Origin of the sequence: Plastoroseomonas arctica (genome assembly GCF_018128965.1) — a bacterium.
In the GTDB taxonomy this organism is placed as follows: Bacteria; Pseudomonadota; Alphaproteobacteria; order Acetobacterales; family Acetobacteraceae; genus Plastoroseomonas; species Plastoroseomonas arctica.
Map to the genome: position 1 here is coordinate 65,634 of NZ_JAAEDH010000019.1, position 23,277 is coordinate 88,910.

23 protein-coding genes are annotated in these 23,277 nt (G+C 69.9%); 18 read left to right on the forward strand and 5 right to left on the reverse strand.

The features are described 5' to 3' along the window. Positions 1 to 3: 3 nt before the first annotated feature. Positions 4 to 1,047 carry a 5-methyltetrahydropteroyltriglutamate--homocysteine methyltransferase gene (locus GXW79_RS15845; RefSeq protein WP_211875411.1) on the reverse strand — a complete coding sequence of 348 codons (1,044 nt, stop codon included), beginning with the start codon at positions 1,045 to 1,047 and terminating at the stop codon, positions 4 to 6. 115 nt (positions 1,048 to 1,162) lie between these two features. Between GXW79_RS15845 and GXW79_RS15850 the strand changes: the two genes are divergently transcribed. The 4 genes from GXW79_RS15850 (at position 1,163) to GXW79_RS15865 (ending at position 4,792) form a co-directional block, all read left to right on the forward strand. Continuing rightward, positions 1,163 to 1,852, forward strand: a complete 690-nt coding sequence (locus tag GXW79_RS15850; RefSeq protein ID WP_246504045.1) for a polysaccharide deacetylase family protein — start codon at positions 1,163 to 1,165, stop codon at positions 1,850 to 1,852. Continuing rightward, on the forward strand, positions 1,837 to 2,817 hold the full coding sequence (locus GXW79_RS15855; protein ID WP_211875412.1) for a Bug family tripartite tricarboxylate transporter substrate binding protein: 981 nt from the start codon (positions 1,837 to 1,839) through the stop codon (positions 2,815 to 2,817). Before GXW79_RS15850 ends, GXW79_RS15855 begins: the two co-directional genes overlap by 16 nt. Positions 2,818 to 2,896: 79 nt before the next feature. Further along, the gene (locus tag GXW79_RS15860; protein ID WP_211875413.1) at positions 2,897 to 3,802 is read left to right on the forward strand and encodes a dioxygenase family protein; all 906 of its coding nucleotides are present in this window, start codon (positions 2,897 to 2,899) and stop codon (positions 3,800 to 3,802) included. A gap of 30 nt (positions 3,803 to 3,832) precedes the next feature. Further along, complete coding sequence (locus GXW79_RS15865; RefSeq protein ID WP_211875414.1) at positions 3,833 to 4,792, forward strand: tripartite tricarboxylate transporter substrate binding protein; 960 nt, start codon at positions 3,833 to 3,835, stop codon at positions 4,790 to 4,792. A 9-nt stretch (positions 4,793 to 4,801) separates the two neighbouring features. Here the strand turns inward: GXW79_RS15865 and GXW79_RS15870 are convergent, their stop codons facing one another. Together GXW79_RS15870 and GXW79_RS15875 are read right to left on the reverse strand one after the other, a co-directional pair. Further along, on the reverse strand, positions 4,802 to 5,302 hold the full coding sequence (locus GXW79_RS15870; RefSeq protein WP_211875415.1) for a hypothetical protein: 501 nt from the start codon (positions 5,300 to 5,302) through the stop codon (positions 4,802 to 4,804). An 80-nt stretch (positions 5,303 to 5,382) separates the two neighbouring features. Then, positions 5,383 to 6,372: a Bug family tripartite tricarboxylate transporter substrate binding protein gene (locus GXW79_RS15875; RefSeq protein WP_211875416.1), complete on the reverse strand. Its 990-nt coding sequence runs from the start codon at positions 6,370 to 6,372 to the stop codon at positions 5,383 to 5,385. 137 nt (positions 6,373 to 6,509) lie between these two features. On the opposite strand from GXW79_RS15875, the gene GXW79_RS15880 reads away from it, so the two are divergent. Genes GXW79_RS15880 through GXW79_RS15900 form a run of 5 tightly spaced genes read left to right on the forward strand, consistent with a single transcriptional unit; the run spans position 6,510 to position 9,556 of the window. Then, on the forward strand, positions 6,510 to 7,778 hold the full coding sequence (locus GXW79_RS15880) for a hydantoinase/carbamoylase family amidase (protein ID WP_211875417.1): 1,269 nt from the start codon (positions 6,510 to 6,512) through the stop codon (positions 7,776 to 7,778). Continuing rightward, positions 7,765 to 7,950, forward strand: a complete 186-nt coding sequence (locus GXW79_RS15885; protein WP_211875418.1) for a DUF1289 domain-containing protein — start codon at positions 7,765 to 7,767, stop codon at positions 7,948 to 7,950. Before GXW79_RS15880 ends, GXW79_RS15885 begins: the two co-directional genes overlap by 14 nt. Positions 7,951 to 7,992: 42 nt before the next feature. Further along, the gene (locus tag GXW79_RS15890; RefSeq protein WP_211875419.1) at positions 7,993 to 8,556 is read left to right on the forward strand and encodes a demethoxyubiquinone hydroxylase family protein; all 564 of its coding nucleotides are present in this window, start codon (positions 7,993 to 7,995) and stop codon (positions 8,554 to 8,556) included. Then, positions 8,553 to 8,891 carry a thiol-disulfide oxidoreductase DCC family protein gene (locus GXW79_RS15895; protein ID WP_211875420.1) on the forward strand — a complete coding sequence of 113 codons (339 nt, stop codon included), beginning with the start codon at positions 8,553 to 8,555 and terminating at the stop codon, positions 8,889 to 8,891. Before GXW79_RS15890 ends, GXW79_RS15895 begins: the two co-directional genes overlap by 4 nt. An 8-nt stretch (positions 8,892 to 8,899) precedes the next feature. Beyond that, positions 8,900 to 9,556: an SDR family NAD(P)-dependent oxidoreductase gene (locus tag GXW79_RS15900; RefSeq protein ID WP_367614933.1), complete on the forward strand. Its 657-nt coding sequence runs from the start codon at positions 8,900 to 8,902 to the stop codon at positions 9,554 to 9,556. Here the strand turns inward: GXW79_RS15900 and GXW79_RS15905 are convergent. After that, a complete protein-coding gene (locus GXW79_RS15905; RefSeq protein WP_211875421.1) occupies positions 9,553 to 10,428 on the reverse strand; it encodes a class I SAM-dependent methyltransferase in 876 nt (291 codons plus the stop codon). The genes GXW79_RS15900 and GXW79_RS15905 overlap by 4 nt on opposite strands. Before the next feature lie 129 nt (positions 10,429 to 10,557). On the opposite strand from GXW79_RS15905, the gene GXW79_RS15910 reads away from it, so the two are divergent. Next, positions 10,558 to 11,511, forward strand: coding sequence for a Gfo/Idh/MocA family protein (locus GXW79_RS15910; protein WP_211875422.1), 954 nt, complete (start codon positions 10,558 to 10,560; stop codon positions 11,509 to 11,511). A gap of 61 nt (positions 11,512 to 11,572) precedes the next feature. Here the strand turns inward: GXW79_RS15910 and GXW79_RS15915 are convergent, their stop codons facing one another. Further along, a complete protein-coding gene (locus tag GXW79_RS15915) occupies positions 11,573 to 12,316 on the reverse strand; it encodes an SDR family NAD(P)-dependent oxidoreductase (protein WP_211875423.1) in 744 nt (247 codons plus the stop codon). A 239-nt stretch (positions 12,317 to 12,555) separates the two neighbouring features. On the opposite strand from GXW79_RS15915, the gene GXW79_RS15920 reads away from it, so the two are divergent. The 8 genes from GXW79_RS15920 to GXW79_RS15955 all read left to right on the forward strand — a co-directional run bounded on the left by GXW79_RS15920 (position 12,556) and on the right by GXW79_RS15955 (position 23,242). Continuing rightward, positions 12,556 to 13,755 (forward strand): M20 aminoacylase family protein, encoded by a 1,200-nt coding sequence (locus GXW79_RS15920; RefSeq protein WP_211875424.1) that lies wholly within the window; start codon positions 12,556 to 12,558, stop codon positions 13,753 to 13,755. Beyond that, the gene (locus GXW79_RS15925) at positions 13,755 to 15,548 is read left to right on the forward strand and encodes a peptide ABC transporter substrate-binding protein (protein ID WP_211875425.1); all 1,794 of its coding nucleotides are present in this window, start codon (positions 13,755 to 13,757) and stop codon (positions 15,546 to 15,548) included. Before GXW79_RS15920 ends, GXW79_RS15925 begins: the two co-directional genes overlap by 1 nt. A gap of 451 nt (positions 15,549 to 15,999) precedes the next feature. Beyond that, positions 16,000 to 17,796, forward strand: coding sequence for a peptide ABC transporter substrate-binding protein (locus tag GXW79_RS15930; protein ID WP_211875426.1), 1,797 nt, complete (start codon positions 16,000 to 16,002; stop codon positions 17,794 to 17,796). Positions 17,797 to 17,803: 7 nt separating this feature from the next. Next, a complete protein-coding gene (locus GXW79_RS15935; RefSeq protein ID WP_211875427.1) occupies positions 17,804 to 18,763 on the forward strand; it encodes an ABC transporter permease in 960 nt (319 codons plus the stop codon). After that, a complete protein-coding gene (locus GXW79_RS15940; protein ID WP_211875428.1) occupies positions 18,729 to 19,661 on the forward strand; it encodes an ABC transporter permease in 933 nt (310 codons plus the stop codon). Before GXW79_RS15935 ends, GXW79_RS15940 begins: the two co-directional genes overlap by 35 nt. A gap of 286 nt (positions 19,662 to 19,947) precedes the next feature. Further along, complete coding sequence (locus tag GXW79_RS15945) at positions 19,948 to 20,916, forward strand: ABC transporter ATP-binding protein (RefSeq protein WP_211875429.1); 969 nt, start codon at positions 19,948 to 19,950, stop codon at positions 20,914 to 20,916. After that, positions 20,913 to 21,887 (forward strand): ABC transporter ATP-binding protein, encoded by a 975-nt coding sequence (locus GXW79_RS15950; protein WP_211875430.1) that lies wholly within the window; start codon positions 20,913 to 20,915, stop codon positions 21,885 to 21,887. Before GXW79_RS15945 ends, GXW79_RS15950 begins: the two co-directional genes overlap by 4 nt. Before the next feature lie 14 nt (positions 21,888 to 21,901). Beyond that, positions 21,902 to 23,242, forward strand: coding sequence for an LLM class flavin-dependent oxidoreductase (locus tag GXW79_RS15955; protein WP_246504046.1), 1,341 nt, complete (start codon positions 21,902 to 21,904; stop codon positions 23,240 to 23,242). Positions 23,243 to 23,277: the final 35 nt, after the last annotated feature.

Below are 23,277 nucleotides of genomic sequence, written 5' to 3' on the forward strand. Positions count from 1 at the left end.
GCATCAGCCCTGGAGTTCGCGCCGCACGATGTCCGCCCCATCCGCGAGCGCCTTCAGCTTGGCGAAGGCACGCTCGCGCGGCAGGTACTTCATGCCGCAATCGGGCGCCGCGACCAGCCGCTCCGCCGGAACGTGCTTCAGCCCCTCGCGCAGGCGCGCGGCGACCGTCTCCGCCGTCTCGACCTCCGCCGAACCCAGGTCCAGCACGCCGAGCATGATCATCTTGTTCGAGAGCTCCGCGAGGATGCCGAGATCCAGCTTGGGCTGCGCCGCCTCAATCGAGATCTGCGTCGCGATGGAATCCGACAGCTGCGGCAGGAAGGAATAGCCCGAGGGCTTGTCCTTCACCAAGGCGGCATATCCGAAGCACAGGTGCACCACCGTGGTGCCGCTCACACCTTCCAGCGCACGGTTGATCGCCTTCACGCCATAGCGCGCCGCCTGCTCCGGGCGCGCCTGCAACCAGGGCTCGTCGAGCTGGATGATGTCGGCACCCGCGGCCTTCAGATCGCGCGCCTCCTCCGCCACCACGGCCGCATAGGCCATGGCGAGGGCCTCGTCGTCGCCGTAATGCTCGTCATGCGCCTGCATGGACAGGGTGAAGGGGCCGGGCAGGGTGATCTTCACCTGGCGGTCGGTGTTGGCGCGCAGAAAGGCGATGTCGCGCACCTCCACAGCATGGCGGCGGCGGATCTCGCCGACCACGCGCGGCACCGGGGTGGGCTTGCCCATGCGCCCCGACACCACGGCGGGGTTGTCCACGTCCACATTCTCGAGGGCCAGCGCGAAGCGGTTGGAATAGCTCTCCCGGCGCATCTCGCCATCGGTGATGATGTCGATGCCCGCGCGCTCCATGTCGCGGATGGCGATCAGCGTCGCGTCGTCCTGCGCACCCTCCAGCACATCCTCGGCGACGCGCCAGATCTCCTTCAGGCGCACGCGGGGCACCACGTTGTTCGCGGTCAGGATCGCGCGGTCCACCAGCCAGCCCGGCTGCGGATAGCTGCCCACGACGGTGGTCGGCAGCAGCGTGTTGGTGTTGGCCATGAAGGCGGTCTTCCCTTGTTCGTGCCGGCGTCGCGCGCCGGCCCCTGGTGCCGATCCGGCGGCGCGGCATATGATTGCTTATCGGTAGAATTGCCCCGAACGCCAAGAGACGCCGATGCACACCCTGCCCATGGTCACCCTCACCTTCGACAATGGGCCCGATGCGGCGGTGACGCCGCTGGTGCTGGACGTGCTGCGCCGGCGCGCCATCGCCGCCTCGTTCTTCGTCATCGGCGCGCGGCTGCGCGACCCGGCACTGCGCGCGCTCGCCGAGCGCGCCCATGCCGAGGGGCACTGGATCGGCAACCACACCTACAGCCATGCGGGTCCGCTGGGCGACCGCCGCGTTCCCGGGCACGCCGTGGCCGAGATCGGCCAGACCCAGGCGCTGTTGGGCCGGCTCGCGCATCCCGACCGGCTGTTCCGACCGGTGGGCGGCGGCGGCCGGCTCGGCCCGCATCTGCTGAGCGAGGCGGCGCGCGACCACCTGGCGGCCGAGGCCCACACGATGGTGCTCTGGTCCGCGGTGCCGGGCGACTGGCGCGATGCCGATGGCTGGCCGGCGCGCGGACTCGCACAATGCCTGGACCAGTCACGGCCGCTGCTGGTGCTGCACGACATCCCCGGCGGCGCGATGCGCCACCTTGACGCCTTCCTCGGAAGGCTGGCCGATGCCGGCGCGACCTTCCGCCAGGATTTCCCGGCGGAGTGCGTGCCGATGAACCGTGGCGTCGCCGATGCCGGCCTCGCCCAATACGTCATGCCCGAATGGGCGAAGGGAGACGCCCGATGCCCCGCATCCTGACCGGCCGCCGGGCCCTGCTCGCGGCGGTCCCCGCCGCGCTGGCCATGCCCGCGCTGGCCCAGACCCCCGCTTGGCCCGCCGCGCGCCCCATTCGTCTGGTCGTGCCCTTCGCCGCCGGCACCACGACGGACATCTTCGGCCGCGCCATCGGCAACCATCTGGGCCAGACCCTGGGGCAGTCCGTGGTGGTGGAGAACCGCTCCGGCGCCGGGGGCAACATCGCCACCGCGGCCGTCGCGCGCGACCGACCGGATGGGTATTCCATCATCCTGGGTACGAGCGGCACGCACGGCGTCAATGCCAGCCTCTACCGCGAACCCGGCTACGATCCGGTGCGCGATTTTGCCCCCGTGGTGCCCTTCGTCACCGCGCCTGTGGCCCTCGCGGTGCGCCCGCAGCTCGGGGTGCGGGATTTCGCCGGGCTGATGGCGCTGGCCCGCCAGCGGCCGTTGAGTTTCGCCTCGGCCGGCAACGGGACCACCGGGCATCTGTCCCAGGCGCTGCTCGACCTGCGCGGCGGGGTGCAGACGACCCACGTGCCCTATCGCAGCGGCGCCCAGGCGGTGACGGACCTGCTCTCGGGCCAGGTGGATGCGATGTTCTACCACTACCTGCCGCTGTCCCAGCACGTGCAGGCCGGATCGCTGATGGTGCTCGGCGTCACATCGCCCCAGCGGACCGAGACCTTGCCGCAGGTGCCGACCATGCTCGAGCTCGGCCTGGCCGGCTTCGTGGTGGAGGGGTGGTGGGCGATTTACCTTCCCGCCGGCACCCCGCGCGAGGTGGTGGACCGCGTCAACGCCGCGACCAATGCCTGGCTGCGCAGCGCCGAGGCCATGGAGACGCTGCGCAACCAGGGCGTCGCGGCGCTCGGCGGCACGCCCGAGGAGCTCGCCACGCGCACCGCTGCCGAGGTCGCGAAATGGCGCGACGTGATCCGCGAGGCGCGCATCGAGCCTGGGTGATCGACGCCCGTGCAACAGTGATTGACCCGGGCCACCCCCACCCCGCAGGCTCACCCCCAAGGGACGACAGGAGAAGGCCATGCAGGACCTCGACGCCAACGACATCACCGACGCCGTCATCGAGCAGATGGCACAAACCCCCGACGCCCGCCTGCGCGAGATCATGGAGGCGGCGGTCCGCCACCTGCACGCCTTCGCGCGCGAGGTGAAGCTCACGCCCGAGGAATGGCTCAAGGGCATCGCCACCATGACCGCGGTGGGCCAGGCCTGCACGCCCTACCGCCAGGAATTCATCCTGCTGTCGGACGTGCTGGGCTTGTCGCGCCTGGTCAACGCCATGCACGACGCGACGGGGCGCGAGGAGGTCGGCACCGAGACCAGCCTGCTCGGCCCCTTCTTCCGTGAATCCGCACCCAAGGTGGCGCTCGGCGGCACCATAGCGCACATCAAGACCGGACCGGAGATCGTGCTGTTCGGTCAGGTCACGGACGCCGCGGGCAAGCCGGTGCCGCACGCGCAGATGGATGTCTGGCAGACCGGCGCCGACGGGCTCTACGACCTCCAGGCGCACGACCCGAGCGTGATGGACATGCGCGGCCAGCTGAACTGTGATGCGGAGGGGCGCTACCATTTCCGCTCCGTCAAGCCGCTCGGCTACCCGATCCCGATGGACGGGCCCGTGGGCGACCTGGTCACCCGGCAGAACCGGCACGGCTTCCGCCCCGCGCATATCCACGTGCTGATCTCGGCACCCGGCTACCGCGAGCTGGTGACCGCGCTGTATTTCGCCGATGACGCGCATGTGGATTCCGACACGGTGTTCGGTGTCTCCGCCTCGCTGGTGATCCAGGAGCAGCTGGGCCTGCCCGATGCGCCGATCGCGGGCGTGCCCTCCATCCGCTACGACTTCACCCTGTCGCTCGATACCGGCAGCGGCGGCGGGCGCGTGGGGTCGGACCCCTCGCGGCTGGTGCCCGCCGGCTGACGCCACATCGCCTGGGAGGAAACAAGAACAATGATCACCCGCCGCCTGCTGGCCGCCCTTGCGGCCGCGCTGCCGCTCGCCGCCACACCCGTGACGCATGCGCAGGAGGTGTTTCCCGCGCGGCCGGTCCAGATCGTGCTGCCCTACCCGCCGGGCAATTCCATCGACCTGCTGGTGCGCGCACTGGCCGCGCAGCTGGCGCCCACGCTCGGGCAGCCCGCCGTGGTGGTGAACCGGGACGGCGCGGCGGCGCTGGTAGGCTCCGTCGCCGTCGCGCGGGCGGCGCCCGATGGCTACACGCTGCTCTACGCGCCGGCGCTGGTCGCCTCCGTCCTGCCGGTGACGCAGCCGACGGCGGGCCTCACCGCGACAAGCTTCCGGCCGATCTGCCAGGTATTCAACAACACCATGGCGCTGGCGGTGCGCCCCGACAGCCCGATCCGCGATCTGCGCAGCCTGCAGGCGGCGGCGCGCGCGAATCCCGGGCGGCTGACCTACGGCACGCTCGGCATCACCTCCATCCCGCACCTCGCCATGGTGCAGTGGCTGGGCGCTGCGGGGGTGGAGGTGGAGCACGTGCCCTTCCGCGCCGACAGCACGGTGCTGACGGAGGTGCTGGCCGGGCGGCTGGATATCGGGTCGATCGTTCTCGGCGCGGCGGCCGGGCGCGGCGACGTGCGCGTGCTCGCGGTGTTCGACGCCCAGCGCCACCCGGATTTCCCCGAGGCGCCGACCGCCATCGAACAGGGATTCGAGGTCGCGCCCGCGAGCTTCGGTGGCCTGTTCGCGCCCGCTGGTACGCCCGAGGACCGCATCGCGCGGATCGAGGCCGCCTGTGCCGTCGCCGCTGCGAGCGAGCCCTACCGCGCCGCCGCCCGCACCGGCGCCCAGCCCACGGATTTCTACCTCGGCCGCGCTGATTTCGCCCGCCGCCTGCAGACCGATATCGAGCAGAAGGCGGAGGTGCTCCGCGGCGTCCGGCTCAACTGACGCGCCGGGTCAGGCCAGCCGCGCGCCGCCGGGGCGGAACCGCCGCACCGCGAGCGTGCCCAACACCACGAACAGGATGAGCAGAACCACCTGCGCCACCAGGAAGGGCGGCTCCGTCTGGGTCGGCGCCAGCGCGTGCAGCGCGCCGATCTTCTGGAAGGCCTGCACCACGCCCACGAAGCAGTTCAGGTACAGCGCCATCGCCGCGGTGACGACGTAGGTCGCGCGCCAGCCGCCGGCGAGCCCGCCCGCATAGGCGGCATAGACCGCCACCGCCAGCACGGCGGCCGAGATCGCACCCACGATATGGGAGGGCAGGACGGCGCCGATCGGAAACAGGAAGCCGGTCGCGACGGTCGCCACCGTTGTGGCCAGGAACAGCGCCTGCCAGCCCCCGAGCCAGCGGCCGGCGAGCATGGCACCCATCGCGACGAGCCCGGCCGCGATCCCGACCAGGCTGAGCACCACATGCAGCGTCAAAAAATTCGCGAAGGACAGACCGAGGATCATGGCGTGTTCCTTTGAGGGCTTGCCCCAGGCTACGCCGCTCGCGTCGCGGCACGCAGCCCTTTATGCGCGGTGTGACCACTTCACTCCGGGTTCACGCCCGCGCGCGCGAGCACGGCGCGGCTGCGCGCCGCATCCTCCCGCACGAAGTCGAGCAGCGCGCTCCGCTCGGCCAGCTCCGGCCGCCGCTCGATCGCGAGCTCCGTCAGCCGGCGGTCGAGGCTCACCATCGCCTCGTTGAAGGCGGCGTTCATCGCCGCGACCGCCGGCGCGGGCGTGCGCACCGGCGCGAAGGCCATGATCCAGGAGGCGGCGGCGAAGGCCGGCAGCCCCGCCTCGCTGGCCGAGGGCACGTCCGGCAGCGCCGCGCAGCGTGCGTCGCCCGCCACCGCAATGGCGCGTACCGATCCTCCCCGGATGTGCCCAAGTGCCGAGGCCACCGGGTCCACGCAGATCTGCACCTGGCCCGCGACGACCGCCTGCATGGCCGGCCCGCCGCCGCGATACTGCACCACCTGCATCTCGAGCCCGGCCGCGGCGCGGAACACCTCGACCGCCAGGTGGTTGCCGCTGCCGATGCCGGCCGAGGAGGCGCTCGTGCGCCCCGGATTGGCCCGCATCCAGGCGAGCAGCCCGGCGAGGTCGGTCACCGGCAGCCGTGGGGTGGCCACCAGCACCTGCGGGATCCGGCCCAGATGCGCGACGGGGGCGAAATCCGCGATCGCGTCATAGGGCATGCGCGCGACCAAGGCGGGCGCGATGACATGGGCGTTGGAGTTGACGAGGATGGTGTGGCCATCGGGGTCCGCCTTGGCCACCGCCTCGGACCCGATCAGGCCGGCCGCGCCGCCGGGCCGGTTCTCGATCACCAGCGGCTGGCCGAGCAGGCCGGCGACGGTATCGGCGACCACGCGCGCCACCACATCTGTCGCACCGCCCGGCGCGAAGGGGACGATGACGCGGATCGGGCGGTTCGGCCGCCAGCGCGGCATCGGTGAGAGTGCCGTGGCTGGGAGAGGGAGCAACAGTGCCGGCGCCATCAGCAGCGCGCGGCGATTGAGCGTCCTGGTCATCCTGCATCCTCCCGGGTGGCCGACGTGCCGCGGCCTTGCCCGCCGCCATTCCACCACGTTCCGTGGGGCGCCGCGCGGAAATTCGGCGCCTTGCCTCGACGCGCAATCCTGCGATCCTGCCGGCCGGAGAACACGCCTTGACCCTGACCGAAGCCGTGACTGCGCAGACGCCCCTCGTGCAACGCCTGCTCGACGGTGTGGCCGCCCTCGGCGCCGATCCGCCGGGCATCACCCGCGTGGCGTATGGGCCGGGCGAGAGCGCCGCGCATGCGCTGATCGCGGAGGCCGGGCGCGCTCTGAGCCTCACCGCCAGCACCGATGCCGGCGCCAACCTCACGCTGCGCTGGGCCTCGCCTTCGGCGCAGCGCGCGCCGGTGCTGATCGGCTCGCACCTCGACAGCGTGGTCCAGGGCGGGAATTTCGACGGCGCGGCGGGGGTTATCGCGGGCATCGCCGCCATCGCGGCGCTGCAGGCCGCCGGGATCCAGCCGAAGCGCGACATCGAGGTGCTGGCGCTGCGTTGTGAGGAGGCGGTGTGGTTCGGGCTCGGCTTGATCGGCAGCCGTTGCCTGCTCGCGCGCCTGCCGGAGGGCGCGCTGGACCTGCCGCATGCGCGCGGTGGGCTGACGCTGGCGGCGTCCATCGTGGCCTGCGGTGGCGATCCGGCGCGGCTGCGCGAGGGCACGCCGCTGCGCGACCCGCGCGGCATTGGTGCCTATCTGGAGGTCCACATCGAACAGGCGCCGCAACTCATCGAGGCGGTAGCACCTGTCGCGGTGTGCCTCGCGAACCCCGGCAATGTGCGCCATCCCTTCATCCGCATCACAGGCGAGGATGCGCATACCGGCCTGCCGCACCGGTTCCGCCACGATGCGGCGCTGGCCGGCGCCGACCTCTCCCTCGCCCTGGAACGCCTGTGGCTGGCGGAGGAAAAAGCTGGTCGGCCCATGGCCGTGACCATCGGGCGCTTCCACACCGATGCCGCGCGGCACAGCCTGACGGCCGTCGCCGGCGATTTCACGATGAGCCTCGACCTGCGCGGCTATGACGCGGAGCATCTGGCGGCGCTGGAAGGCCGCCTCGCCGCCATCGTGGCCGAGGTCGCGGAACGGCGCGGCGTCACCATCACGCTGGGCGAGCGCAGTGCAGCCGCGCCCGGGCCGATGGACCCCGCCATCATCGCCGGGCTCGGCGCCGCCGCGGCGCGGCTGGGCATCGCAGCCCCGGCACTGAACAGCCCCGGCAGCCACGACGCCAACAACTTCGCGGCTGCCGGCGTGCCGACCGGCATGCTGCTGGTGCGCAACCAGAACGGCAGCCACAACCCGCACGAGGCGATGGACACGCCGGACCTGATGGCCGCCATCGCCGTGCTCACGGATTATCTGGCCCATGATGCCGCCTGACCCCGCGCCCTCGCCCTGCCGCGGCACCTGCCGTTATGACGAGGTGCGCGAGATGTGCCGCGATTGCGGGCGCCTGGGGCGCGAGATCATGGCCTGGGGCAGCGCGAGCCTCGAGCAACGCCTCGCCATCCGCGCCGCCGCCGCCGGGCGGCTGGCTGAGCTGCCACGCTGAGCACGGCTTGCGCGAACCCGCGCGCGGCCAATCTCTTGCGGCATGAGCACCACGCAGAATGTCAGTGCCGCCGACCTCGCCGCCCTCGCCCCGGGCATTGACGGCCTGCTCGGCGACATCCGCTCCGACCATGCCGGGGAGACGGGGGCGGTGCTGATCTATCGCGGGATCCTGGCCGCCGCGCGCGACCCGGCGGTGCGCGCCTTCGCCACCCAGCACATGGCGACCGAACAGACTCATCTCGATCTCTTCGACGCCATGTTGCCGCCGGGCCAGCGCAGCGTGCTGCTTCCCATCTGGCGCGTCGCCGGCTTCCTCACCGGCTTCCTGCCGGCGCTGTTCGGCTCTCGCGCCGTCTACGCCACCATCGACGCGGTCGAGACCTTCGTGGACCACCATTACGAGGAGCAGATCCGCAAGCTGCCGGACACCGGCTCCGGTGGAGCGCTGCGTGCTGTCCTCCTCCAATGTCAGGCCGACGAGGTGCACCACCGCGACGAGGCGCGCGAGATGCAGGCCGCGCCGCACGGCCCGCTGCTGCGTGGCTGGGCCTGGTTGGTCGGCGCCGGCAGCAAGGCCGCGGTGCACGCGGCACGCCGCATATGAGCGCGCCCCTCCAGGTCTACTACGATGGCGGCTGCCCGGTCTGTTCGCGCGAGATCGCCTTCTACAAGGCGCGCCCCGGAGCGGCGGGGTTTGCCTGGATCGATGTCAGCCGCGATGACCCTGGCCCCGGCCTGACGCGCGAAGCGGCCCTCGCGCGCATGCACGTCCGCCGCGCCGATGGCACGCTGCTCAGCGGGGCCGCCGCCTTCGCCGCGATGTGGCAGCGCATGCCGGGCTTCACCTGGCTCGGGTGGATGGTAGCGATGCCGCCGCTGCGCGGTCTGGCCGAGCTCGCCTATCGCGGCTTCCTCAAGGTGCGGCGCCTCTGGCGTTGAGGGCCGTGGTGATCGGCGCGACCGGCGGGATCGGCGCCGCGCTGGCGGAGGCGCTCGACGCCGAAGGGGCGGAGGTCTCGCGCCTCGGCCGCCGCACCACGCCCGCGCTCGACCTGCTCGACGAGGCGAGCATCGCCGCTGCCGCGGCCGCCATCGGGCCGGGGCTGCACCTCGTGATCGACGCCACCGGCTTCCTGCATGATGTGCGATTCAGCCCGGAGAAAAGCCTGCGTCAGATCGACCCCGCCCACATGGCGCACAGCTTCGCCATCAACGCGACCGGGCCGGCGCTGCTGATGAAGCATTTCCTGCCGCTGCTGGCGCGGGAGGAACGCGCGGTCTTCGCCACGCTGTCCGCCCGTGTCGGTTCCATCGCCGACAACCGCATCGGTGGCTGGACCAGCTATCGCGCGGCCAAGGCGGCGCTGAACCAGATCATGCGCAACGTGTCCATCGAACTGGCCCGCACCCATCGCGCCGCGATCTGCGTGGCGCTGCATCCGGGCACGGTGGCGACGCCGCTCTCCGGCCCCTTCGCCAAGGCGGGGCTGGAGGTGCAGACGCCGGCGCAATCCGCCGCGCGCCTGCTTGCGGTGATCGCGGCACTGACGCCGTCGCAGACGGGCGGGTTCTTCGACCACAAGGGCGAGGCGATCCCCTTCTAGCCCAGCGCGTCGGCCACCGTCGCCTCCGGCTTGCGCGCGCTCGTCAGAACGTAGTCCAGCGCGGCGTAGACCCGCTCGGGCGTCACCGGCAGTAGCGCGGCATAGGCGGCCTGGCCGGGCAGCGGCAGGCGGCGGAACAGGGCTCGGTCCTCGCGCAGCGCGCGGTGCCAGCCGGGGAAGACATCCTGCCCGATCGGCACCACCGACACATCGCCGAACCCTGCCGCGGCCAGCTTGCCGGCGTAGCCCTCACGCTCATCCGCATTGGCGTCGGGCACGGAGAAGATCCGCGCGAATACCGGCCAGGTGCAGGCCTGCCAGCGCCGCCCGCCTGCGGTATCGGCCGGGGCGGCGCGGATCAGGTCGGCCAGCACCAGGCGCCCGCCCGGTCGCAGCACGCGGAAAGCCTCGGCGAGGAACGCCTCGCGCGTGTTGAAATGGAACGCGCTCTCGACCGCCGTGACCACGTCGCAGCTCGCGTCGGGCAGCGGCATCGCGGTCGCCGATCCCTCTCGCAGGTCGATCCGCGACGAAAGCCCGCGGCGTTCGACGCGCGCGCGCCCGATGCGCACGTGCACCGGCGTGACGTTGAGGCCGGTGATGTGGCGCGGGGCGAATTTTTCCACCCAGAGCATGTCCTGATCGGCGAAGCCGAAGCCCACATCCACCACCTCGTCGCGCGGTCCCATGCGCGCCGTCTCGGCCACCAGCAGCGCGAGCGCGGCGCAGGCCTCGTCGATGGTTTGCGCCTCCTTCCAGTAGCCGAGGTTGAGGTACAGTCCGCGCTCGGTGAATGCGCGGGTCGCGAGGCGGCTGTAGAGCGCGCGCGGGCTCGGCCAGAAGCGGCGCGGCGCGCCTGATGTTTCCTGCATGGGCATCCACCTCCGACACCGCTCAGATGGTCATGCGCGGGGCGCTGCACACCCGCCGCGCGCCGCACCCGGGCTTGACCGCGCAACTGTGAAAAGCCACGGCTGGGCGCGCAACCCGGAGTGTCGCCCATGCCCGCCCCCATCGCCCTTGGCATCATCGGCTTCGGCATCATGGGCGAACGGCTGCTGCGCGCCGCGCTCGACCACGCGTCCGAGCATGTCACCGTGACCGGCGTGTGGGACCCCGCGCAGAGTGCAGGCGCCAGGCTCGCCGCGATCGCCAGCGCGGTGCCGATGCTGGACGGCGCTGCGGCGGTGATCGAGGCGTGCGAGTGCCTCTATGTCGCGGCACCGCCCGCGGCGCATATTCCGCTCGCCGAGCAGGCGCTGGCGGCCGGTCGCGCGGTGTTCCTCGAGAAGCCGCTCGCGACCGACCTTGCCGCCGCCAGGGCCTTCGTGGCGCGGTTTGGCGATGCCCGGGTGGCGGTGAACTTCCCCATGGCCTCCTCGCCCGCCGTCGCGCAGCTCACCGCCTGGCGGGCGGGAATGAATGCGCAATCCCTCGAGATCGAGGTGGGCTTCGCCACCTGGCCCCGTGGCTGGCAGCGCGACGCCGCCGGCTGGCTCGCGCACCGCGCCGAGGGCGGCTTCACGCGCGAGGTCGTCTCCCACTTCCTGTTCCTGACACGACGCCAGCTCGGCCCGCTCGCGCTCATCGACGCCGCGGCCGAATACCCGCCGGGCGATGGCAGCGAAACGCTGATCCGCGCGCGCCTGACCGCGGGCGGGGTGCCGGTGACGCTGTCCGGCGGCGTCGGCACGACCGACAAGGATGACCACAATACCTGGACGCTCGACCACGCGATCCGCCTGCGTGACTGGTCCTTCGCCGAACGGCGCGGCGCGGATGGCGCGTGGCGGCAGGCTGAGGACGCAGTGCCGAACGAACGCCTGCGCCCGCTGGTGCTGCGCGGCCAGCTCGCCGGCGTCGCGACCATGACTCGCGGCGAGGCGCATCCGCTCGCCACGCTGCGCGAGGCCCTGGAGGTGCAGGAGATCGTGGAGGCGATCCTGGCGCGGTGAGCCTGTCTCCCGGGCCGCGCCTTCGCTCGGACCGCTCGCCGCGTCAGGGCGCGCAAAGCCCCTACATCGTCCCGCCGCCATTCACCGCCAGCATCTGCCCATTCACATAGGCGCCGGCCTCCGAAACCAGCATCCGCACCACCGCGGCCACCTCGTCAGGCGAGCCCATCCGCCCCGCCGGCACGTGCGCCACCGACGCCATCCGGTAGGTCACCGCGCCGCCCGCCTCGTCATCCCCGGCGATCGGCCCCGGCGAGATCGCGTTGATCGTGATCCCCTGCGCACCGAACTCCTTCGCCAGCCCCTTGGTCAGCCCCCACACCCCATGCTTCGCGACCGACACCGCAGCGCGTCCGGCATGGCCGGCGATGGCGTTCATGCCCGTGAAATTCACCACCCGCCCCCAGCCGCGCTCCGCCATCCCCGGCAGGCAGGCCTGGGCGAGCCACACCGCCGCTTCCAGATCCACGCTCATCACCCGGCGGAAATCCGCCTCCGATGTCTCCAGGAAGGGCCGCGCGGGCCGGAGCGCCGCGTTGTTCACCAGTACATCCACCGCGCCGAACCGCGTGATGGCTTCCGTCGCCAGATCCAGGCAGGCCTCGCGCGCGCCGACATCGGCCATCGCGACCAGAGCCTCTACGCCAAGCGCCCGCGCTTCGGCGGCCACCGCCTCACAGGCGTCGCGATTGGAGGAACCGTTGATGATCACGTCGAACCCATCCGCTGCCAGCTGCAGCGCCACCGCGCGGCCGATGTTGCGCCCCGCGCCGGTGATGAGCGCGGCCTTGCCTCGTCTGGTCATGCAATCCTCTCCCTGGTCGCCGGCGCTTCCGCCGGCCCGATGCGAGTGTGCCGCCGCCGTGGATGCGGTGCAAAGCCCGCCCTGGCGCCACTGGCGCGGGACTTGCTAACTTCGGGCCTGATCCATCCGGCTGGAAGACTGTGTGCGCCAACCCGCCTTCGCCATGCCGCTCCACTTCGCCGCATCCGAAGGCCGACCATTGGGCGTAGCATCGGCAGGACAAGAGAAAGGCACATCCCATGACCCGTTCCGTGATTGACGCCGTCGCAGCCTGGCAGCCCGAGCTCGCCGCCATCCGCCAGGACATTCATGCCCACCCCGAGCTCGGCATGGAGGAGGTGCGCACCTCCGGCCTTGTCGCCACCCAGCTGCGCGACTGGGGCATCGAGACCACCACCGGCGTGGGCAAGCTGGGCGTCGTCGGCACCATCCGCGGCACGCGGCCTGGCCAGCGCGTGATCGGCCTGCGCGCGGACATGGACGCGCTGCCGATCCCAGAGGCGACCGGCCTGCCCTACGCCTCGCAAAACCCCGGCCTGATGCATGCCTGCGGCCATGACGGCCACACCACCATGCTGCTGGGCGCCGCGCGCTGGCTGTCGGAGAACCGCGACTTCGCCGGCACGGTCCACCTGATCTTCCAGCCGGCCGAGGAAGGCCGCGGCGGCGCCAAGGCCATGATCGACGACGGCTTGTTCGATCGCTTCCCCTGCGACGCCGTCTACGGATTGCATAACAAGCCCACCATCCCGGCGGGCCAATTTTCCACCCGTCCCGGTCCCGCCCTGGCGGCGGCGGACCGCTTCACCGTGACCTTCCACGGCACCGGTGGCCATGGCGGATCGGCACCGCACCTGGCGAGCGACATCACCATCGTGCAGGCGCATTTCGTGTTGGCACTCCAGACCATCATCGGTCGCAATGTGCCCGCCGTGGACAGCGCGGTCCTCAGCGTGGGGGCGATCATCGGCGGCTCGCTGCAAGGCTCCAACGTGATGCCCGCCGAACTCACCGTCACCGGTACCTCGCGTAGCTATACGCCCGTCGTACGGGACCTGCTGGAGCGCCGCATCGGAGAGCTCGCGCATGGGCTCGCCGCGTTGCATGGCGCCACGGCCACCTATGACTATCACCGAGGCGTCCCCGCCACCGTGAACCATGTCGAGCAGACCCATGTCGCCATCGCCGCCGCTGCGGCGCTTGTCGGAGACAAGCTGGTCGACCCCAACGCGCTGCCGGTAATGGGGGCGGAGGATTTCTCCCTCATGCTCGAAGCCCGACCGGGCGCGTTCATGTTCATCGGCGGCGGCACCGGCGAGGACGGCAAGTCGCCCAACCTGCACACGCCGCAATTCGATTTCAACGACGCGATCATCCCGCTCGGCGTCGCCTATTGGGCAAGTGTTGTGGAACAGGAACTCGGCGGGCCGCGCGGCTGATGACCGAGGCCGAGCTGCGCACACTCATCGGCCGCGTGAAGGCCGGTGGCCTGACGCGGCGCGGCTTCATCCATCGCGTCGCGGCGGTCGGCCTGACCGCCCCGATGGCGACGCAGCTCCTTGCCATGGCCGGCGCGGCGCCGGCCGCCGCGCAGGCCGCGCCGCCGCCCTATGGCCCCACGCGGCGCGGCGGCGGTGGCGCGCTGAAGATCCTGTACTGGCAGGCCGCGACGCTGCTCAACCCGCATTTCGGCGTCGGCACCACCAACACCGATGCCAGCCGCATCTTCTATGAACCACTCGCCGGCTGGACGCAGGACGCGACGCTCTACCCCGTGCTCGCCGCCGAAATCCCCTCCGTCGAGAATGGCGGCCTAAGCCCCGATGGGCGCTCGGTCACCTGGCGCCTGAAGCCCAACCTGCGTTGGCACGACGGCGCGCCGGTCACCGCCGACGACCTGGTCTTCAACTGGGAATACGCGCGCAACCCGGCCATCGCGACGGTCACCTCCGGCAGCTACCGCGACGCGACGGTCGTCAAGCTCGACACGCTGACGGTGCGCGTGGACTTTGCGCAGCCGACGCCGTTCTGGGCCGACGCCTTCGTGGGCCTGGCCGGCATGATCATCCCGCGCCACATCTTCGCGGACTACAACGGCGCCAATGCGCGCGACGCCCCGGGCAATTTCCGCCCCGTCGGCACCGGCCCGTACAAGTTCGTGAGCTTCACCCCCGGCGACATCATCCGCGGCGAGCTCAACCCGCTCTACCATCAGGACAACCGCCCGCATTTCGACACGCTGGAGGTCAAGGGCGGCGGCGATGCCGTCTCCGCCGCGCGCGCCGTCCTGCAGACCGGCGACTACGACTTCGCGTGGAACCTGCTGGTCGAGGACGACCTGCTCACGCGCCTCGAAGCCAGTGGCCTTGGCCGCATCGAGGTCACCCGCGGCGGCAGCACCGAATTCGTCCAGCTCAACGCCACCGACCCGCACCAGGAGGTCGATGGCGAACGCTCCAGCCTCGCCACCAGCCACCCCGCCTTCTCCGACCCAGCGGTGCGCCAGGCAATGGCGCTGCTGATGGATCGCACCGCGCTGGAACGATTCATCTTCGGCCGCGGCGGCCAGGCCACGTCGAACATCCTCAACAACCCGCGCTACGCCTCGCCCAACACGCGTGCCGAATTCAACATCGCCCGCGCCAACGAACTGCTCGACGCCGCCGGCTGGCCGCGCGCCCGCGACGGAATCCGCGCCAAAGGCAACGCGCGGATGAAGTTCACCTTCCAGACCTCGGTCAACGCACCCCGCCAGCGGAGCCAGGCCGTCATCAAACAGGCCGCCCAGCGCGCCGGGATCGAGCTGGACCTCAAGGCAATCACGCCGGCCGTGTTCTTCTCGGCCGATGTCGCGAACCCTGACACCTTCCCCAAATTCTACGCCGACATGCAGATGTACGCGAACGGACCCACCGGCGACCCGCAACGCCACATGAACCAGTTCGTTTCCTGGGAAGTCGCAACCCGCGCCAACGCCTGGCAGGGGCGCAACATCACCCGCTGGCGCAACGCCGAATACGACGCCGCCTTCCGCGCCGCCGAGGCGGAGCTCGACCCGGTGCGCCGCGTGGCACTCTTCATCCGCATGAACGACCTGGTGGTGGGCAGCCACCACGTCATCCCGCTGCTCAGCCGGACCGGACTGCAAGGCTGCGCCCGCAACCTGCGCATCCGACACAGCGGATGGGACAGCAACATGTCCCTTCTGTGCGATTGGTGGCGCGCGGGGTGAAAGCAAGGCCAGGGGCGCTGCCCCTGGACCCCGCCAGGATCGTGTCGATCCTGGACCTCCAGTTGTTGGTTCTTGATTTTGGAGATGGGTTTGAGGCTCGCCGGAGGCGAGCCGCGTTCGGAAGGGGGGCGCATGGAACTCCCGTGATCACACGAACTCCCTCGATGCGCCCTCTCCCCAACCCGGCGCCTTCGATGAAACACAGCCCTCCCAAATCCATGACCAAGACATGCAGGGGTCCGGGGATCGGCGCGATCCCCGGCGGGGGTCCAGGGGGCAACGCCCCCGGCCTTGCTCAGCCCCGCGGCAACCGGCCGCGCGGCTGGGCAATCCGCGGGCAGGGTTGGTGTGGGGAGGCGCGATTTGCCCCACGAGGCTGCTATGTGTTGGGATGGTTTCTGCGTCAGAAAAGCGCCAGCACGGCCGGGCGACGCGCCATGGGAGAACCGGGATGACCGAAGACCAGCTCCGCAAGATGATCGGGCGTGTGAAGGAAGGCAGGCTGTCGCGGCGTGGCTTCATCCGGCGTGTGGCGGCCGTGGGGCTGACGGCGCCGATGGCGACGCAGCTGCTGGCGATCGCGGGCGTGTCGCCGGCGGCGGCGCAGTCGGTGCCGCGCTATGCGCCGACGCGGCGCGGCGGTGGGGGTGCGCTGAAGATCCTGTACTGGCAGGCGGCGACGTTGTTGAACCCGCATTTCGCGGTGGGCACGACCAACCAGGAGGCGAGCCGCGTCTTTTATGAGCCGTTGGCCGGCTGGGCGCAGGATGGCTCGTTGCACCCCATCCTCGCGGCCGAGATCCCCTCGATCGAGAATGGCGGGCTGAGTGCCGACGGGAAGTCGGTGACGTGGAAGTTGAAGCCTGGCGTGCAGTGGCATGACGGCCGGCCGTTCACCGCCGACGACGTTGTGTTCAACTGGGAATACGGGAAGAACCCGGCGACTGCGGCGGTGACCAGCGGCAGCTATCGCGACATCAACGTGGTGAAGATTGACGACCTGACCGTTCGGGTGGAGTTCGCCCAGCCGACGCCGTTCTGGGCGGATGCCTTCGTCGCCTCGCGCGGCATGCTGATCCCCAAGCACCTGTTCCAGGATTATGCTGGAGCCAATTCGCGCGACGCGCCGACCAACCTCCGCCCCATCGGCACCGGTCCGTACAAGTTCGTGAGCTTCACCCCCGGCGACACGCTGCGCGCCGAGCTCAACCCGAACTACCACCTGCCGAACCGCCCGCATTTCGACACGCTTGAGGTCAAGGGCGGCGGCGACGCCACCTCCGCCGCGCGCGCGGTGCTGCAGACGGGTGACTACGACTACGCGTGGAACCTCGCGGTCGAGGACGAGATCCTGAAGCGGCTGGAGGCGGTGGGGCGCGGCAAGGTCAACATCGTGGACGGCGGCGGGATCGAGTTCGTGCAGCTCAACGTCACCGACCCGAACCGCGAGGTCGAGGGCGAGCGCTGCCACATCTCCACCACCCACCCGGCCTTTTCCGACCCGGTGGTGCGCCAGGCGATGGCGCTGCTGGTGGACCGCAACGCCCTCGAGCAGTTCATCTACGGGCGCGGCGGCCCAGCGACGGCGAATTTCCTCAACAATCCGCCGCGTTACCGATCGACCAATATGCGCTGGGAATTCAACGTCGCCCGCGCGAACGAGATCCTAGACGGCGCCGGCTGGGCGCGCGGCCGTGACGGCATTCGCGCGAAGAACAACGTGCGGTTGAACTTCGTGTTCCAGACCTCGGTCAACACGCCGCGCCAGCGCACCCAGGCGGTGATGAAGCAGGCCGCGCAGCGGGCCGGCATCAACCTCGACCTGAAATCGGTGACGCCCTCGGTGTTCTTCTCCTCCGACGTCGCGAACCCCGACACCTACACGAAGTTCTACGCCGACGTGCAGATGTACACGACGACGATGCCCCAGGCAGACCCGCAGCTGTTCATGAACCAGTACTGCTCGTGGGAGGTCTCGACCCGGGCCAACAGCTGGCAGGGCCGCAACATCGTGCGCTGGCGGTCCGACGCCTACGACGCCACGTTCCGCGAGGCGGAGGGCGAGCTGGACCCGGTCAAGCGCGCGGCGCTGTTCATCCGGATGAACGACCTGGTGGTGGGCAGCAACTACGTCATCCCGCTGGTCTCGCGGCCGACGGTCAGCGGCAGCCTCAACACGCTCAAGCATGTGCTGAGCGGTTGGGACAACACCTTCTGGCTGCTCTCCGACTGGTATCGCGAGGCCTGAGCCGCGCGTGGCGCAATACATACTCCGCCGCCTGCTGATCGCGATCCCGAGCTTGCTCGGGATCAGCGTCATCCTGTTCACGGTGCTGGCCCTCGCACCCGGCGACCCGTTCGAGGAACTGGCGACCAACCCCGCCATTCCGCCCGATGTGCGCGCTGCGTTGCGCGCAAGCCTTGGCATCGATGACCCTGTGCACATCCGTTATTTCCGCTGGCTCACCGCGATGCTGCAGGGCAACTGGGGATTCTCCTTCGTCAGCCGCGTGGACGTGGACCAGCTGATCCTGCAGCGGCTGCCGGCGACGCTGCTGGTGATCGGCACCTCGCAGATCCTTGCCCTGGCGATCGCGCTTCCGGTCGGCGTCTTTGCGGCGACGCGGCCCTATTCGGTGTTCGACCAGGTGGCGAACACGCTGGCCTTCATCGGCTTCTCGCTGCCTACCTTCTTCACCGGACTGCTGATGATCCTGCTGTTCTCGGTCACCCTCGGCTGGCTGCCCTTTGTCTATCGGACGGACATCGACGCGACTGGCTGGCGATGGTGGTGGGAGCATCTGCGCCAGACCATCATGCCGGTCCTCGTGCTGGGCCTGTTCCAGGGCGCGTCCTGGACGCGCTTCGTGCGCTCCGCCGTGCTCGACGTGATCCGCCTGGACCACGTGACCACCGCGCGCTCGAAGGGCCTGCCCGAAAGCCGCGTCACGATGCGCCACGTGGTTCGCAACGCGCTGATCCCGGTGGTCACTCTCGTCGCCCTGCAGATGCCGGCGGTTTTCGGCGGCGCGATTGTCACCGAGCAGATCTTCCGCATCCCGGGCATCGGGTCACTGCTGATCTCCGCGATCCTCGCCAACGACACCCCGGTGATCATGGCGGTCACCTTCGTCTTCGCCTGCCTCGTCATCTTCTTCAACCTGCTCGCGGATGTGCTGTATGGCTGGCTCGACCCTCGCATCTCCTACAGCTGAGATCGCCGCCGTCCGTCGCGCCCCCGTGACGCCGGGGCGCGAGGCATGGCGGCGCTTCCGCAAGCACCGCATGGCGGTCGCGAGCGCGGTGGTCCTCAGCCTGATGATCCTCGCCGTGCTGTTCGGCCACTTCTTCTGGACGCTCGCGATCGACGACATCGACTTCTCCGCCCGCCTGCAGCACCCGAGCTGGGCGCACCCCTTCGGCACCGACGACCTCGGCCAGGACATCCTCGCCCGCGTGCTCTACGGCGGGCGCATCTCGCTTGCGGTCGGGTTCGCGGCCATGGCCGTCGCGGTGCTGGTGGGCGTGACGGTCGGCTCCATCGCGGGCATGTCTCGCGGCTTCGTGGACACGGCGCTGATGTGGCTCACCGACCTGTTCCTGTCGCTACCGCAACTGCCGCTGCTGCTGCTCATCATCTATCTGTTCCGCGACGCGCTCACGAAAGTCGTCGGCGTGGAGATGGGCGTCTTTATCCTTATTGTCGCCGTCATCGGCGGCTTCCGATGGATGCCCGTCGCGCGTCTGGTCCGCGCGCAATTCTTCTCCCTGCGCGAAAAGGAGTTCGTCGAGGCTGCGCGCGCTCTGGGCGCCTCGCGCACGCGCATCGTCATGCAACACATCCTGCCCAACTCGCTTGGCCCCGTGATCGTCGCCGGCACCATCGACGTGGCCGCCGCCATCATCGCGGAGTCGACCCTCTCCTTCCTCGGCCTGGGCTTTCCACCGGACACGCCCACCTGGGGGCGGCTGCTGTTCGACGCGAAGGACAACCTCGACTTCGCACCGCACTGGGCGATCTTTCCGGGGCTGATGATCTTCCTGACCGTGCTGACGATCAATTTCGTCGGGGACGGACTCAGAGACGCATTGGATCCGAGGCGCGTCGTTTGAGAGAGCAAGCAAGCTTGGGGGAAGATTTCCCCCACCCAACGCACTGCGTTGCGCCCATTCTTTCGTATTTATCCAAGGGTGCGAGTCGCGAGGTAATGCCCCGTCGAAAAGGTCGTGCTGGCCTCACGACCAGAACCCGGATGTATATTGCCGCGGGCTGCCAACCAACACTCCGCCGGCAGATCAGCGCTGACCTCACACCCAGCACCAGAAAGCCAAGAATAAAAAAATGGGCGCAACGCAGTGCGTTGCGTGGGGGAACTTCTTTTCCCCCGGTCTGTCGCCAATGACCCCTCTTCTCGACATCAAAGGCCTTAAGGTCCACTTCCAGACCGATGACGGCATGGTCCGCGCCGTCGACGGCGTCGACATCGCCATCAACCGCGGTGAGACCGTCTCCATCGTTGGCGAATCCGGCTGCGGCAAGACGGTCACGGCCATGACCGTGCTCAAGCTCATCGCCATGCCGCCGGGGCGCATCGTCGCGGGACAGGTGCTGTTCGAGGGCCACGACCTGGTGCCGCTGCCGGCCGAGGACATGCGCGCCATCCGCTCCAAGCAGATCGCCATAGTGTTCCAGGAGCCGATGACCTCGCTTAACCCGGTCTACACCGTGGGGGAGCAGATCGCCGAGACCATCCGGCAGCATGAGGGCATGTCCAAGCGTGCGGCGATGACCCGCGCGGCGGAGATGCTCGCACTCGTGCAGATCCCCAACGCGCACAAGCGCGTCTCGGATTATCCGCACCAGTTTTCGGGCGGCATGCGCCAGCGCGTGATGATCGCGATGGCGCTGTCGTGCAACCCGAAGCTGCTGATCGCGGATGAGCCGACGACGGCGCTCGACGTGACGATCCAGGCGCAGATCCTGGAGCTGCTGAATGAGATGAAGCAGCGCCTGGGCATGGCCGTGCTGCTCATCACGCACGCGATGGGCGTTGTGGCCGAGACGGCGCAGCGGGTGATCGTGATGTATGCGGGCAAGGTGGTGGAGGAAGCGACCGTGGAGGCGCTTTTCGCCACGCCGCGGCACCCCTACACGCAGGGGCTGATCCGCTCGATCCCGCGCATCGATCTCGCGGCCACGCAGCATGTGCGGCTAGAGGCAATTCCCGGCTCGGTGCCGAGCCTGCTCAACCCGCCGGTGGGTTGCCGCTTCGCCGCGCGCTGCCGCTACGTGATGCCGGAATGCCGCACGGCCGAGCCCCTGCTCGTTGAGAAAGCCCCCGGCCACAAGGCGGCCTGCATCCTATGACCGAACCGCTCCTCAGCGTCCGCGACCTGCAAAAGCGCTTCGCCGTCCGCGGTGGCTTGTTCCGCCGCAAGGTGGATGAGGTGCATGCCGTCAGCGGCGTCAGCTTCGACATCGCCGCCGGCGAAACCCTCGGCCTGGTTGGCGAATCCGGCTGTGGCAAATCGACCACGGGGCGGTTGATCCTGCGGCTGATCGAACCCTCCGGCGGCACGGTCTGGTTCGAGGGCAAGGACGTCACCGCACTCGACCACAACGCGCTCGGCACGCTGCGGCGCGACATGCAGATCATCTTCCAGGACCCCTTCGCCTCGCTCAACCCGCGCATGACCGTGGGCTCGATCATCGCCGAGGCGCTGATCATCCATGGCCTGGCCAAGACGCGCCAGGCGCGCGAGGACCGCGTCGTGGAGCTGCTCGAAACCGTGGGCCTGAACGCCGACCACATGCGCCGTTTCCCGCATGAATTTTCCGGCGGCCAGCGCCAGCGCATCGGCATCGCGCGCGCGCTCGCCGTCTCACCAAAGTTGGTGGTGTGCGACGAGCCGGTGAGCGCGCTCGATGTCTCCATTCAGGCGCAGGTGGTGAACCTGCTCGAGGATCTGCAGGAAAAATTCGGCCTCACCTTCCTCTTCATCGCCCACGACCTCTCGGTGGTGGAACACATCTCCGACCGCGTCGCGGTCATGTATCTCGGCCGCATCGTGGAGATCGCGACCGCGCGCGAGCTCTACACCACGCCGCTGCACCCCTATACCGAGGCGCTGCTCTCCGCGGTACCGATCCCGGACCCGACGCTGAAGCGCACGCGCATCATGCTCAAGGGCGATGTTCCGAATCCGATCAACCCGCCCTCGGGGTGCCATTTCAACACGCGCTGCCCGATCGCGAAGCCCGACCCGTGCAGGACCGAGGTGCCGCCGCTTCGCGAGGCGCGCCCCGGCCACTGGGTGGCGTGCCACCTGCGCGGATGAATCCCGCTCCGCGCATGATGCGGCTGAACGCCTTCGACATGGCCTCGCCTGGCCATATCCAGCAGGGGATGTGGACGCATCCGCGCGACACCGGCGCGCACTACACCAGCCTCGACCGCTGGATGGACCTCGCCCGCCTGCTCGAACGCGGCCTGTTCGACGGCCTGTTCCTTGCCGATGTGCTGGGCATCTACGATGTCTACGGCGCCAGCCCCGATGCCGCTCTCCGCGGTGCCGTGCAGGTGCCGTTGATCGACCCGGTTCTGACCATCCCAGCGATGGCCGCGGTGACCACGCATCTCGGCTTCGGCGTCACCTGCAACCTGGCCTACGAGGCGCCCTACCTGATGGCGCGGCGGATGAGCACGCTCGACCATCTCACGCGCGGCCGCATCGGGTGGAATATCGTCACCGGCTATCTCGACAGCGCGGCGCGCGCGCTGGGGTATGCCGAGCAGATGCGCCATGACGACCGCTACGACTTGGCCGATGAATACATGGACGCCGTCTACGCCCTGTGGGAGGGCAGCTGGGCCGACGACGCCGTCCAGCGCGACGCCGCGAACCGAGTCTTCACCAACCCCGCGCGGGTGCGCCGCATCACCCACTGCGGTCCGCAATACAGCATCGACGCCATCCACCTGTGCGAGCCCTCGCCGCAGCGCACGCCGGTTCTCTACCAGGCGGGTGCGAGCGAACGCGGCCGCCAATTCGCCGGCCGCCACGCGGAATGCGTCTTCGTGAACGGCACCAACGCAGCGGTGGTGGCGGCCCTCGTCGCGCAGCTGCGCGCGGAGGCCGCTCCGCGTCCCATCCTGGTCTTCGCGGGCGCGACCGTGGTGGTCGGCCGCACCGAGGCGGAGGCGCGCGACCTGCTGACCGAATATGCGCGCCATGCAGATGCGGAGGGAGCGCTGGCGCATGCCTCGGCGTCGCTGGGGATCGACCTCGCGCGGTTCGGGATGGATGAGCCGGTGGTGGCCGCCGCGCCGTCGAACGCGATCCGTTCGAATGCGGAGGCGATGGCGAAGGTCGCGGGCCCGTCCTGGACCAAGCGGCAGTTGCTGGAGCAGTCCGTGCTGGGCAGCCGGCAGCCGCCGATCGTGGGAGATGCGGTGCAGGTCGCGGATACATTGCTGGGCTGGATGGCTGCGGCGGATGTGGATGGTTTCAACCTGTCGCGCACGGTGATGCCCGAGTGCCTGGACGCCTTTATCGACCTGGTGGTGCCGGAGTTGCAGCGGCGCGGGGTGTACAAGACGGCCTACGCGCCGGGCACATACCGCGAAAAACTCTTCGGCGCGGGGCCGCGATTGCCAGCGGAGCACGCCGCAGCCCGGCATCGCCAAGCTTAATCGTAATCGCCTGCCAGCTTAGGAATCCGGCCCGC